Origin of the sequence: Rhizobium aureum (assembly GCF_030182495.1) — a bacterium.
Taxonomy (GTDB): domain Bacteria; phylum Pseudomonadota; class Alphaproteobacteria; order Rhizobiales; family Rhizobiaceae; genus Rhizobium; species Rhizobium tropici_C.
The window spans coordinates 515,748-529,287 of record NZ_JAQJCI010000001.1; the positions used below are offsets into that span (position 1 = coordinate 515,748).

Sequence of the window (13,540 nt, forward strand, 5' to 3'; positions counted from 1 at the left end):
TTAGGCAGTGGAAGGTTACGTCGCCGCCCCGCGCATGATGCAAAATGCGAACCGGGATCAAGATAGGTGACGCCAAGCTCAGCCGAAAGTTCTTTCGACCGCTATCAATAACGAGGCGCCGACAGGTATTTCAGCGTAAACGCGCAGCTCCAGCAGATTGCCCCAAGCGCGCGGTTCATCACGGAACAGCTTGGATTAAGGTTTTGGCTGACAATCGCGGGAAGGCTCGCATAAGCGAACCTGGCCGCTTTGTCGTCTGGTTCTGTTGCTGTGCTGAAAAATTATTCCCAGACTGCGTTCCCTGTCGGTAAAATCTGCTTTGTCTACTGCTTTCATGGACAATAGCTTCGGGCCAAATCAACTGAGGACATCCATGAGAAAGTATATTGCAGGAATCGTCGCGCTCGCGGCATTGACTTTGGCGGGCAGCGTTAGCGCCGAAACGATCAAGGTGGGCGTCGTCCCAGGGGTTTATGCCGACTCCATCGAGGCACTGGTCCCCGAGGCGAAGGCGAAGGGGCTCGACATCCAGGTCGTCGAATTCACCGACTGGACCACGCCGAACATCGCCCTGCAGTCAGGCGACATCGACGTGAACTATTTCCAGCATCAGCCATTCCTGAACAATGCCATCAAGGAACGAGGATATGATTTCAAGAGCGCCGGCATCGGTGTGCTTGCAAATATCGGCCTCTATTCCCTCAAGCATAAGAGCTTCGACGAGATCCCGGACAAAGGTACCGTCGCGATCGCCAACGATCCCGTGAACCAGGGACGTGGACTTCTTCTCCTGCAGAAGGCGGGCCTCCTTAAGCTCAAGGATGGCGTCGGATTCAAGGGGACGCTTGACGACATCACCGACAATCCGAAGCACCTCACGTTCAAAGAGGTCGAAGGGCCGCAGCTCTCCCGCGTGACCGCAGACGTCGATCTCGCGCAGGGCTACCCGCACTTCATCGTCGCGTCGAAGGCGTTCAATCCGAGCTCGGGATTGCTCTATTCCGGCGTTGACGACAAGCAGTTCGCAATCGTCTTCGCAGTGCAGTCGGCGAAGGTCGATGATGCTGGCATCAAGGAACTGGTTGATCTCTATCAGAAATCGGACGCCGTGAAGGGTGCCATCGACAAGGCGTTCGCCTCGGACCCCAAGCTCTATACACTGCCATGGGTACATTGAACGCAACGGCACGACGCTTTTCAGAAGCGGAAGGCGACAAGCCGGAGGCTCCGGCAATCGCAACAGTCCCGGCGGAGCGAGCTCTTCCGGGACAAAATGTCGGCACCGTCTCGTTTGCTGATGTCGAGAAGCGCTACAAGTCGTCGGCAGGCGAGGTGCACGCGCTTCGCGGCATTTCCATCGACGTGCCTGCCGGATCGATCTACGGCATCATCGGTCGGAGCGGCGCAGGCAAATCGAGCCTTCTTCGCACGATCAACCGTCTGGAACGGCCGACCGGCGGACGCGTGACGGTGGATGGCGTCGATGTCTCGTCGCTCGACGAAAACGGGCTTGTTGGGCTTCGCCGCAGGATCGGAATGATCTTCCAGCACTTCAATCTCCTGTCGTCGAAGTCCGTCTGGGGCAATGTCGCGTTCCCGCTGGTCGTTGCGGGCGTTCCGAAGCGCCAAATCGAGGAGAGGGTCGCGGAGGTTCTGTCGCTCGTCGGGCTTGAGGGCAAGGAAAAGACCTACCCGTCACGGCTGTCGGGCGGACAGAAGCAGCGCGTTGGCATCGCGAGGGCACTGGTTCACCGGCCGGAGATCCTGCTCTGCGACGAGGCCACGTCCGCACTCGATCCGGAAACGACTCTTTCGATACTTGCGCTTCTCAAGGACATCAACCGCCGGCTCAATCTGACGATCATTCTCATCACGCATGAGATGAGCGTCATCCGTGAGATCTGTGACCAGGTTCTGGTTCTCGACGAGGGAAGCGTTGCCGAAGCCGGCCCTGTCTGGCAAGTCTTCGGAAATCCGACCCATCCGGCAACGCGGGCATTGCTTCAACCATTGAACCGCGACATCCCCGAAGATGTCCAAAGTCGACTCCGCGCTCAGCCGGATCGGGAGACGCGGCGGACGATCATGGAACTGTCTTATACCGGACAGGGCGGCTTGGAGCCAGATGTCGCAGCGATCGCCGATGCTCTCGGTGCATCGACGCGGGTCCTGCAGAGTGCGCTCGACCGCATTCAGGGACATGTGAATGGTCGCCTGCTCATTTCCGTCAAGGGGGCGACAACGACGGTGCCGAGGGGTCTGGAAAATCTCGCTCATCAAGTCAGGATATTAGGTTATGTCGGCGATGATGTATGAACGCCTGTGGCAGGCGTTGCTCGACACGATTGTGATGGTCGGTGTCTCCTCGCTGATCGCCTTTGCGGCAGGCATTCCACTTGCCGTGTTTCTGGTGCTTGCCCAGCCCGGCGGGCTGATCGAGGCTCCGAAAACGCAGCGCGTGCTGGCAGCGATCATCAACGGCTTTCGCGCCACGCCGTTCATCGTACTGCTCGTCGCGCTGCTGCCGCTCACCCGGCTGATCACGGGGACGACCATCGGGGTCTGGGCGGCTGCGGTGCCCTTGTCCATCAGTGCCACCCCATTCTTCGCCAGAATTGCCGAGGTCAGTCTTCGCGAAGTCGATCCCGGCCTCATCGAAGCGGCGCAGGCGATCGGGTGCCGGCGGTGGCACATCGTCCGGCATGTGCTGATTCCTGAAGCGCTGCCCAGCATCATCGGCGGTTTTACGATCACGCTCGTCAGCGTCATTGGCGCTTCTGCCATGGCGGGCGCGGTCGGTGCGGGTGGTTTGGGGGACATGGCCATCCGTTATGGCTACCAACGCTTCGATACGACCGTCATGGCGGCCGTGATCGTCGTCCTGATCGCGTTGGTCTGCCTGGTGCAATTTGCCGGTGACAGCGCTGTCCGCTATCTGCGCGCCCGATGATGTGGAAGTTCGATACGATATGACTGACCAGCGTTCGCATGCTCCCGACATAGTCGGACGTCGTCCATCGCCGCCCGCGCGGCCGCATCTCATCAGGGACGATCAGGAGGCCTTGGACGTCGCCGCGCGTTTGGCGGAGCGCTTCGTGGTCGGCGCCTCCGAGCGTGATGCCAAGAGGCTTCTGCCTTGGGCCGAGATCGACGAGTACACGGCGAGCGGCTTGGGTGGGATCACCATCCCGAAGGCGTTCGGCGGGGCCGACGTGTCGAACGTCACACTGGCGAAGGTGTTCGAGATCCTCTGTCGCGCTGATCCTGCCCTCGGCCAGATCCCGCAGAACCAGTTCGGCGTGCTCGCACTGCTGAAGGACGTGGGCTCCGACGCCCAGAAGGCTCGAATCTTTGGCGACGTCCTCAACAAGGGATTCCGCATCGGAAACGCGGGGCCGGAGAAGAAGACGAAGTCGGTCGCCGTCAGCACGACATTGTTGCGGTCGACGCCAGACGGCCTTCGACTGACCGGCCGTCGCTTTTATTCGACAGGGGCGATCTTCGCTCACTGGATACCAACGAGGGCGGTCGACGAAGAAGGACGAGCCGTCCAGGTCTGGGCCTCCTACGATGCGCCCGGAGTGGCCGTCATCGATGACTGGTCGTCGTTCGGGCAGCGCACGACGGCCAGTGGCTCCGTCGAATTCGCCGATGTCCCGATCGACCCGGAACTCGTCTTCCCCGTCTGGTCCTATGCCGATCGTCCTGGGCTTGCCGGACCGATCTCACAGCTCGTACAGGCTTCCATCGATTCGGGAATCGCAGCGGCGGCCGTCGGCGATGCCGTTGCCTTCGTGCGTGATCGCGCAAGACCATGGGTCGACTCCGGCGTCTCCTCGGCGATCGACGATCCGACCATCATTCACGCGGTCGGCAGTCTCTACACGGACCTCCACGCGGCGCAGGCGGTGCTTTACGATGCTGCTGAGAAGATCGACCGTATTGCAAGAGACAAAGTCACGGACGCCTCGAGCGCTATGGCGTCCGTCGCGGTCGCCGAGGCCAAGATCCTCACCACAGAGATCGCGCTCGCCGCGACCGAGCAGCTTTTCGACCTCGCGGGTTCGTCCGCGACGCGGGAGGCGCATAATCTTGGTCGTCACTGGCGAAACGCCCGTGTCCATACGCTCCACGATCCCGTCCGATGGAAATACCACCTTATCGGCAAGTACGAGCTGACCGGCGCTTACCCCGCCAGACACCAGTGGAATTGAGGCGCCGATGACGAACGCAGCATCTGTATCTTCCGTAGCACCCAGCCCACGACGCCCTGCGTCCATTGCCGGCGATGAAGAGGCAATCGAAGTGGCAACCCTGCTTGCTGACGAGTTCGCGGTCGGCGCGTCGGATCGCGACCGCGACCGGTTGCTGCCATGGAACGAGCTGGAGGCGTTCACCGTCAGCGGTCTCTGGGGCATCACCGTGCCCCGGGCTTATGGCGGGCCGGGTGTCAGCAACCGAACCCTCGCACAGGTCATCGCCATCATCGGCGCGGCCGACGGCTCGCTCTCGCAGATCCCGCAGAACCATTACTACGCGCTCGAGGTGCTTCGGGTCGGCGGCAGCGAGGAGCAGAAGCGCTTCTTCTATGACCGTGTTCTTGCGGGAGACCGGTTCGGCAACGCTCTTGCGGAAGTCGGACAGCGTGACTTCACGCGCCGTACAAGGCTGGTAGGTGACGGCAGAGGCGCCGTCGTCGAGGGACACAAGTTCTACTGCACAGGTGCGCTCTATGCGCACTGGATTCCGACTCTGGCCGTTGCGGATGAAGACGGAAAGCGGACGAGTTATCTGGTCTTCATTCCTCGGAACGCCCCCGGCGTCACCATCACCGACGATTGGGACGGCTTCGGCCAGCGCGTCACTGGCAGTGGTTCGGTGGAATTCGAGCATGTGCAGGTCGAACCTGAGTGGATCGTCCCGTTCCAGGCGTCGTTCGACCGACCGACGACGATCGGTCCGCAGGCACAGCTCATGCATGCCGCGATCGATCTTGGGATCGGGCAAGGCGCCTATCGCGAGATGCTCCGGTTCATCAAGGAGCGGTCGCGGCCGTGGATCGACGCCAAGGTCGAGCGTGCCGTCGACGACCCCCTGACGCTCTACGGCGCCGGCGAAGTCAAGTTGCGGCTTCGTGCTGCTGAGGCCCTGCTTGGGCGGGCTGCAGCACTCGTCGACGCCGCACAACGCGATATGACGGAGGAGACTGTCGCAGCAGCATCGATTGCGGTCGCGGAGGCGAAGATCCTGTCGACGAAGGCGGGACTGCTGGCCGGGACCAAGCTGTTCGAACTCTCGGGCACGTCATCTACCCTCTCGGAAGACAACCTCGATCGCTACTGGCGCAACGTGCGAACCCACACCCTGCATGATCCGGTTCGCTGGAAGTATCAGGCGATCGGAAGCTACTATCTGGGCGGAAAGCTACCGCCGCGCCACGGCGCAATCTGAAAACAGACTGAGGCGGAGAGACACCTTGCCTGGGAAAAAGCAAATCCTGCTGAATGCATTCAACATGAACTCCGTCGGCCACATCAATCACGGCCTGTGGGCTCATCCACGCGATCAGTCGCACCGCTACAAGACGCTCGACTACTGGACGTCGCTTGCCCAGACACTGGAACGCGGGCTGTTCGACGGCGTTTTTCTCGCCGATATCATCGGCGTCTACGACATATACCAGGGTTCGACCGATCTGACGGTAAGGGAGTCGATCCAGCTACCGGTGAACGATCCTCTCTTGCTGGTCTCGGCCATGGCCGCCGCGACGAAAAATCTGGGCTTTGGCGTCACCGTAAACGTCAACTCCGACGCGCCCTATCTCTTCGCCAGGCGCATGTCGACGCTCGACCATCTGACGGACGGCAGGGTTGGATGGAACATCGTGACCGGCTATCTCGACAGTGCGGCAAGAGCGCTCGGCCAAGACGCACAGGCCGAGCACGACAGTCGCTACGACAGGGCCGACGAGTATCTGGAGGTGCTCTACAAGCTTTGGGAGGGCAGTTGGGACGACAATGCGGTGTTACTCGACAAAGACAACCGCATATTCGCGGATCCCGGCAAGATCCGGCCGATAGCGCATGACGGCGCATTTTATCGATCGCATGGCTACCACCTGAGCGAGCCGTCTCGGCAGAGGACGCCGGTTCTCTACCAGGCAGGCACATCGGGCAGGGGACGCCAGTTCGCAGCCCGACACGCCGAGTGCGTCTTCATCACGGCAACGGACAAGGCTGCCGCCCGAACCGCCGCCAGGGCACTTCGTCAAGAAGCCGTCGACGTCGGGCGACGCCCCGACGATATCAAGATCTTCGTCGGGGCGACTGTCGTTACGGGTGCGACGCAGAGGGAAGCCGAAGACAGGCACGCCGGATATCTTCGGTATGCGAATCCGGAGGCTGGCCTTGCCCATTTCTCGGCGAGCACGGGGATCGACTTTTCCAAATACGATCTCGACGAGCAGATCGTCTACGGGACGTCCAACGCCATTCAGTCGGCGACCCAGCTTGCCAAGCAGCGCGGCTGGACGAAACGTCAGCTTCTCGCCGAACTCGCCATCGGTGGCCGCTATCCGGCGATCGTCGGCGACGGTTCGAAAATCGCCGACGAGCTGGGAGCTTGGATCGAGGAAGGGGAGATCGATGGGTTCAATCTGACCCGGACAGTCGTTCCTGAGAGTTATGAAGACTTTGTCGAACATGTGGTGCCTGCCTTGCAGGATCGAGGCCTCTATAAGACCCATTATGCTGACGGCTCTTTACGACAAAAAATCTTCGGCGAAGGCGACAGGCTACCAAGCCGCCATCCCGCTAACATCTATCGCGCATAACCGTAGCGGCCGATCGGCTTCCTGATGGTGAGACGAAGAGGCCATCGATCCAGCGAATCGATGGCCCGCCGGACGGACTGAGCACGAAAATATCTCGGCTGCGCGGCCGGTCTCTGTGCGGAGAACGTTGCCATCAGCGATTGCGCACCGGCATTGGAAGACCGCAACCTTCACCGGCTCGCTCAGGCTTTCCGGTATAGCTGTTCCACCGGCTAACCAAGGCGTTTGCCGTCAGCGAACGGATGTCGTCAGACGCTCAGTGACAAAACGGACGACCTCTGCCGCCGGCTCCATATCTTCCGGGGACCCCGAAAACCCTCCATGCGGCATCGCCCGGCCGGTCGGCCAAGTCATGTTGGGCTCGATGTGGGTTCCGGCTGCTGCCAATGAGGATATGTCACATAGGCGGTTACGGCACCGCTCTCATGCGAGCGAATGGTCACCTTGTCGCCTTTCTGCATTGCAATGATCTCGCCTGGCCCAGCTGTCAGCGATCGATGCGTGTCTGACACAGTTATACTTCCTTCCAGGACAATCATCGTGTCATGTACGGCCATGGTTTCTTCGAGAACTTGATTTGGCCCGTAGCGCCCGAACCCGACGGTGATTGGACCGCCGTGGCGCTGGTCGAGCAGGTTGCCTGTGAAAATGTCACCTTCCTGTCCCGGCGAGCGTTCAAACACCGCATCGGCAATTGCGAATTTGTAAATGGTCATGGATTGTCTCCTGAAGATTGGAACCGGGCGCGAGATGGGTCGATAAAGATTCTTCGAGCTTTGCACATAGGCGTCAAAACGAACTCAGCCGTCATTTGTTCGCTATCGCGCGGTCGCGAAGGGCGCTGGGGGTTGATGCCGTGAACAGCGTGTTCCACTTGCCGCGACACAGCGTGTCAGACTGCTGAAGAAGCAAGACTCGTCGCCGACGGCCTCGTCATCGACAACCTGCGCTCATCCAGAGCGGCAAGGCGGGACTTGATGCCTACCGTCGAACGCTGATCACACAAGGGCCCGAATAATCGTGCGGAAATTCCCATCTGCCGCTGAGAAAACGACAGCGGGTGATGCAGGGATTCCGATCGGTTGGCAGCCTGCAACGTTGCATCTCTGTTTTTCAGCTATCCGAATCTCTTGGTCCGGAGCTTACCGATCCGATCATCCTTTTGGAGTAATGCCGGAAGCGGAAGGCGTAGAGGAATCCGCGCCGGCGCTGCGTTTCATCTACCTCTTTATGATGAGTTTCGAAGCTGCAGATCATACGATGGTAGCATTTAGCGAAATAAATGATCGCATAACTTGCGAATGGCCGGTTTCGCCGAGGTCCGAGAGCCAAAGATGCACAAATAATGCCACATATTTCACGTGTATGCGACGGGCTTCGATTCTTGCCGCAGTAGGTATAACGGCTGCTATTATAGTGGGATGGAGGCAGAGGCTGATCCCAATTCGGAGATGGCCCCTTCGGATCGCTGGTCAATTATTGGGCACCTGCGGACCACCCCCGTAGCACAATCTTAGCGATATTGCGGCGCACAAAAAACCGTGCAACGATCCATGCATTCTTTCGGGAGGAAGAATATAGCGCATTCATCAAAGGATCGGTGGCTATGTTTTCCTTTCGAAAAAGCAAAGATAGCGGAAATAATGATGCATCGGTAAGATTGGCTTCTTACGCTGTACTTGGTGTCATGGGGACAGTATTTGCCTCATCCGCATTCCCTCCACTCTTCACGTCGACTTCTACTCGCGCTGTGATCAACGCGCCGCTCGTGCCGCTGACAACGCCGATCAGTGGAAAGGTGACCTCGCTCGGCGCGGCCGGCGAAATAACGGTCGAGAACGATCGCGTCGACAATTCGACCTTGATCGGCCTGAAGGTTCAGCTGGCCGCACTGCGCAACGAGATGGAACAGAAGAATTCGATCGTCAGCGACTATGCCCAGCGTATCGGCGATCTTGAAAGCGACCTTTCAGGCCAGCAGGCGGCACTCCTCGTCAGGATCACTGCGGATCTCAAGGCCGCCGAGGCGGCTCTGGAGATGGTGACCTACTCGTCCCGCATCGCGAAAGCCGAGGCGGCGCGCAAGCTCAGGCTCATGGCTCGGGGGATTGCCGCCGGCAGCGAAGCCGAGGTCGCCGATATGGTTCGTCTGGAAGACACCAAGCTCGAAGCCGCCAAGCTCGCCGTCGCCAAGCTTGCCTCGGAACTCGATTTTGCCCGCCAGGGTGTCTATGTCGGCGCCGACCTGCAGTCGCTGCAAAATCTGCAGCAGGAAATCCGTACGCGCAAGGCCGACCTCCTGCAGCTCAAGTTACAGATTGCGACGATGCGCACGAAGGAGACCGAGCTTGGCTCGCTGGTGGCGACGGAGGCGTTGCGGGTCGACAGACTGGCGCGGGCCGATTTGCACGTTCCCTCGACGAGCCAGCTTTACAAGCCGGTGGCTGCTTCCGGACGCGAGGTCACGGCCGGCGACACGCTCGCGGAAACGCTCGATTGCCGCGACGCTTTTGTCGTCGCAATCTTTTCCGAGCGGCAGGCGCAAGCCCTCGCCGTGGGATCGAGGGTTGATGTCAATGCCGAAGGCTGGGCGCAAGCGGCAAGCGGCGTCGTAGAGCGGCTGGTTCCTCGTACGACCGACAGGGTGGATCTCGATTATGCCGTTCCTTTCCCGCCGACGGAGCGTCGCGAACTCTATGCATACATCCGGCTGACAGAGACCGGCACGGCAGACTTGCGAGGCGGCCGGTTCTGCTCCGTGGGCACGTGGGTCGACGTCACGATGCCCCAGGAATGGCTTCAGAAAACGCAGCATTATATACGCGAGGCATCGACCTCGCTCATCGGCATAGCCCGGGCATCCGCCGCGCAATGGCCCTCCGCCGCCGAAACGGATCTAACCGGGCTCGTCCGGCGGTCGGCCGAACGCTTCGGTGCGCTGAATCCGGAGGGGCGCGTTACAAAGGGCCCTCGGGACGTGCGCGTCAGCTGGGGAATTCTCTATCCCCAGCCTCGGCGTGCCGATGCGCATGCCGTCGAGCTCCTCAACGAGCGAATGAGAGCTGCGCCTGTGAAAAGCTGACGCAAGCCGCCGCGGCGCCCGGTAGCCCGTGACGGATCGCATCCAGGCTGAGGTCAGGGAGAAACGGATCGTGTTCTTTAGTTCCGACGACGATTTATTCAGCGTTCTGATCTTCGATCTCGTCATCGCCGCTTGCGCGATGCTGTTCGCAATGCTCGCGAACCCGAAGAGACCGTTCGAGCGGGCGGCATTCAGTCTACTCATGCTCTTGTCGCTCGGGCTTTACCTCTCGTGGCGCGCCCTGGACACGCTTCCGCCCTTCGAGCTTTCTGCCGAAGTGCTCTGGAACTATGTTTACTTCCTCTTCGAGGCGGTGTCGGTGCTTTACGCCATCGGTTCGATCCTGATCCTTCTGAGAACGACCGACTGGACGAAGGAGGCCGATCGCGGTGAAAAGGAACTGGCGGCCACGGCGGACATCCCTTCCGTCGACGTGTTCATCTGCACCTATAACGAGCCGCTGAATGTCCTGGAAAAATCGGTCATATCCGCTCAGGCGATGAGCTACCGCAGGCTTCGGGTTTTCGTCTGCGACGACACCCGTCGCCCGGAAGTGCGCGACTATTGCGCACGCGTCGGTGTGAATTACCTGACGCGCCCGGATAACAAGCATGCCAAGGCCGGCAATCTGAACAATGCCTTGAACCATACGAACGCACTCGCCGAGATTTCCGATTTCATCATGGTTCTCGATGCGGATTTCGCCCCTCAGGCAAATTTCCTGAATCGCGTCATCGGTCTTTTCAGGGACGGGAAGGTCGCCGTCGTGCAGACGCCGCAATTTTATTTCAACAGCGATCCGATCCAGCACAATCTCGGCATCCGGCGCTCCTTCGTCGATGACCAGCGCGTCTTCTTCGACACCTTCCAGCCGGCCAAGGATGCCGTGGGATGCGCGTTCTGCGTCGGTACCAGCTTCGTCGTGCGCCGTGCCGCCGTCAACGAGATCGGCGGCTTTCCGCATGATGCGTTGTCCGAGGACATGCTGCTCACCTACCGGCTGCTGGAGCGGGGCTATGTGACGCGCTGGCTGAACGAGAAGTTGAGCGTCGGCCTGTCGGCCGAAGGCATTCCCGAATACATTACGCAAAGGACCCGCTGGTGCCTCGGCACAATCCAGATCGGCCTGCTGCGCAACGGGCCGCTCTGGCGCGGCAATTTCACGCTTGTGCAGCGTCTGCATTATCTGCACGGGCTGTTCTGCTGGCTGTCGAAGCCTTTCATCCTCTGCCTTTTGCTGGCGCCGTCCGTCTATTGGCTGACCGGCGTTTCTGCGCTGCAGGCCGATGAACTGCTTTTCATGAAATACGGCCTCAGCTCGCTCTTCCTGGTCTGGACCTATTCGACGTGGATTTCCGAAAGGCGCACGCTGCCGCTCTTCACCGAGGTCACCCATGCCCTGACGGCCGTGCCGATCACGATCACCCTGTTCCAGGCGATCCGCAAACCGTTTGGCCGCCCTTTCAAAGTGACGGAGAAGGGAGGGGACAGGTCCGCGATCCGCGTTCACCGCCCAACGGCGCTGTTTTTCGGCTTCGTAGCGGCCATGTCGGCGCTGTCTGTCGTTAGGGTCGTCTATGGTTGGGATGCGCCCGTCGAATTTTCCGCACGCGAGTGCCTCAATCTCGTCTGGTCGTCAGTGGCGATGATCATTGCGTTCACGAGCCTGCTTTGCTGCATCGAGCTGCCGCGTTTCGGCCAGGAAGAGCCGATCGAAGTCAGGATTGGCGGGAGGCACCGGGCCAACGGACAGATCGGTGACGTGACGATAATGGCCCTGTCCACAGAAGGCGCGACGTTGGCTGAGCATGGCCCGGCCGGTGCAAAGGACGAGGCGGTATTCATCCCGGAAATCGGCTGGATTCCCTCCGCAGCCAGAGCGACGCCATCGTCGACGGCCTTCTGCCTTATGCCGACGCCGGAGCAGCACAATGCCATCCTGCGACTGCTTTTCAGGAGCGCGCCTGACAACGTCGCGGAACGGGGCGACTTGCGCAAATCGATGCAGATGCTCTTGTCGCGCGCCTTCTCTTGAGGGTGCGCAGGGCAATTCGAGAGACCCGGGGTGATATATGCGAATCTCTATCAGGGCCTTTCTGACCGCCGCCGTCCTCGCATACTGGATACACGCGGCCTGGGCCGGCGAGGAACGGCATGTTCAACTCGCCGCCAGGCTTTGCGCCGGTCTCGTTGCGCATATGAGCGGCGAGCCGGCGCAACCTTTCGTCTTCCGCAGCTACGAACCGCCGGACAATGCTTCGCCGCTCCATCCTGCGCTTGAAAATGCCGGCTTCACCTATGACAACGCACTGGCGGTGATGGCGCTATATGCCTGCGGCCGAAAACCGGAAGCGGGCCGCGTCGCCGATGCCCTGGTGCTCGCTCTGAAGGCGGATCGATTTTATCACGATGGACGGCTGCGAAACGCCTATCGCGCCGGCCCGGTTCAGGATAACGGCAGCATGCTGCTTCCGGGCTATTGGAGCTCCGTCAGCAAGTCCTGGATTGAAGACGACTACCAGGTCGGCAGCGCGACGGGCAGCACGGCCTGGGGCGCGCTGGCACTGCTGACCGCCTACGAGCAGACCGGCCGAGCGCCCTACCTGAATGCCGCCCGAACGATCATGAACTGGATCCATCGCAGCACCGCAGATCCGCAGGCGCCTGGCTATTTCGGGGGCTTCTTCGGCCAGGAGCCCTCAGAACGCATAGGCTGGAAATCCACGGAACATAATCTCGATGTCTATGCGGCGGATCGCTGGCTTGCCGCGCTCGATCCCATGGGCGGCTGGACGCGTCACGCCGAGAAAGCGCACGCGTTTCTGGAGGCCATGTGGGATTTCGACGACGGCCGCTTTTTCGTCGGTAGTCTGCCCTACAGCGACGCGCCGAATACGTCAATGTCGGGTCTCGACGCAGAACTGTGGCCGCTCATCGCCGTGCCGGCCTACGCATTCAGGCGCGCGCGGGTCCTGGAATGGACGAAACGCAATCATGGCGTTGATGGTGGTTTCGACTTCAACAATGACCGCGATGGCATCTGGCTTGAGGGCACTGCCCAGGCCGCCCTCGTGTTTCGTCTGAGCGGCAGGGCGGAAGAGGCCGAACCTTTGTTCGAAACGATTTCCAGGCAAATTGCCCCCGACGGGCTGCTCTATGCCACGGTCAACGCTGAGCTGTCGACCGGCCTGAAGGTTGGACCGGACTCCGCATCCGTTGATTTCAAGTATTTCCGCCTTCCCCATGTCGGAGCGACGGCATGGGCCGTGCTTGCCGCGCTGAAGCGCAATCCTTTCATAAGTGCGGCCGGTCAGTCGGCAAGCCCTTAGAGTTTCCCGGAAAACACAGCCAGCAAATTGATTGTCGATGGCGCGAACCACGCCGCCATCGACATGTTGGTAGCGGCTAGCCCTCGAGGAAACCGCCGGCAACAGCTTTGGTGCTGCTCACGCCGACTGCGAGACTGACATTCTTCACGATCACTGCGCCGCCAGCGCGGAGGTCGTCTGCTTCCTTGAGCGCGCCGGAGACAGGTGTCTGCAACGGGGTAATCGTTCCCGCATCGATGTCAGCCACCCATAAACCCTTTTCGTCTGGAAGTCCGATAATAACAATTCGTGCCATAA

The 13,540-nt window shown here is 60.4% G+C and carries 11 protein-coding genes and 2 pseudogenes; 11 read left to right on the plus strand and 2 right to left on the minus strand.

All coding sequences use genetic code 11. From position 1 onward, the window contains the following. Nucleotides 1-373 precede the first annotated feature (373 nt). The 7 genes and pseudogenes from PH552_RS02465 to PH552_RS02495 form a co-directional block, all read left to right on the plus strand. Nucleotides 374-1,177, plus strand: a complete 804-nt coding sequence (locus PH552_RS02465; protein ID WP_113248679.1) for a MetQ/NlpA family ABC transporter substrate-binding protein — start codon at nt 374-376, stop codon at nt 1,175-1,177. Next, a complete protein-coding gene (locus PH552_RS02470; protein ID WP_285165444.1) occupies nt 1,165-2,316 on the plus strand; it encodes a methionine ABC transporter ATP-binding protein in 1,152 nt (383 codons plus the stop codon). Before PH552_RS02465 ends, PH552_RS02470 begins: the two co-directional genes overlap by 13 nt. After that, entirely contained in the window at nt 2,297-2,950 is a 654-nt protein-coding gene (locus tag PH552_RS02475) for a methionine ABC transporter permease (protein WP_112342008.1), read from the plus strand. The genes PH552_RS02470 and PH552_RS02475 overlap by 20 nt, the downstream gene beginning before the upstream one ends. A 19-nt stretch (nt 2,951-2,969) precedes the next feature. Beyond that, nucleotides 2,970-4,214 carry an SfnB family sulfur acquisition oxidoreductase gene (locus tag PH552_RS02480; protein WP_285165445.1) on the plus strand — a complete coding sequence of 415 codons (1,245 nt, stop codon included), beginning with the start codon at nt 2,970-2,972 and terminating at the stop codon, nt 4,212-4,214. Between the two features lie 7 nt (nt 4,215-4,221). Then, nucleotides 4,222-5,451: an SfnB family sulfur acquisition oxidoreductase gene (locus PH552_RS02485; protein ID WP_113248682.1), complete on the plus strand. Its 1,230-nt coding sequence runs from the start codon at nt 4,222-4,224 to the stop codon at nt 5,449-5,451. 25 nt (nt 5,452-5,476) lie between these two features. Further along, on the plus strand, nt 5,477-6,832 hold the full coding sequence (locus tag PH552_RS02490) for an LLM class flavin-dependent oxidoreductase (protein WP_285165446.1): 1,356 nt from the start codon (nt 5,477-5,479) through the stop codon (nt 6,830-6,832). A gap of 74 nt (nt 6,833-6,906) precedes the next feature. Beyond that, a pseudogene (locus PH552_RS02495) lies at nt 6,907-7,055 on the plus strand (IS630 family transposase); the annotation flags it as partial. A gap of 127 nt (nt 7,056-7,182) precedes the next feature. On the opposite strand, the gene PH552_RS02500 reads toward PH552_RS02495, so the two are convergent. Further along, nucleotides 7,183-7,548, minus strand: a complete 366-nt coding sequence (locus PH552_RS02500; RefSeq protein WP_113248684.1) for an ethanolamine utilization protein — start codon at nt 7,546-7,548, stop codon at nt 7,183-7,185. A 175-nt stretch (nt 7,549-7,723) separates the two neighbouring features. Here PH552_RS02500 and PH552_RS02505 point away from each other — a divergent pair. From PH552_RS02505 to PH552_RS02520, 4 genes and pseudogenes are all read left to right on the plus strand, one after another. Further along, nucleotides 7,724-7,964, plus strand: a pseudogene (locus tag PH552_RS02505) (DDE-type integrase/transposase/recombinase); the annotation flags it as partial. A gap of 636 nt (nt 7,965-8,600) precedes the next feature. Then, nucleotides 8,601-9,914 carry an HlyD family secretion protein gene (locus tag PH552_RS02510; RefSeq protein WP_285165447.1) on the plus strand — a complete coding sequence of 438 codons (1,314 nt, stop codon included), beginning with the start codon at nt 8,601-8,603 and terminating at the stop codon, nt 9,912-9,914. 70 nt (nt 9,915-9,984) lie between these two features. Then, nucleotides 9,985-11,949: a glycosyltransferase family 2 protein gene (locus tag PH552_RS02515; protein ID WP_285165448.1), complete on the plus strand. Its 1,965-nt coding sequence runs from the start codon at nt 9,985-9,987 to the stop codon at nt 11,947-11,949. A gap of 37 nt (nt 11,950-11,986) precedes the next feature. Next, nucleotides 11,987-13,243, plus strand: a complete 1,257-nt coding sequence (locus tag PH552_RS02520; RefSeq protein ID WP_183764451.1) for a YyaL domain-containing protein — start codon at nt 11,987-11,989, stop codon at nt 13,241-13,243. Nucleotides 13,244-13,319: 76 nt separating this feature from the next. On the opposite strand, the gene PH552_RS02525 is transcribed toward PH552_RS02520, so the two are convergent. After that, nucleotides 13,320-13,538, minus strand: coding sequence for a hypothetical protein (locus PH552_RS02525; RefSeq protein ID WP_113248687.1), 219 nt, complete (start codon nt 13,536-13,538; stop codon nt 13,320-13,322). Nucleotides 13,539-13,540 lie beyond the last annotated feature (2 nt).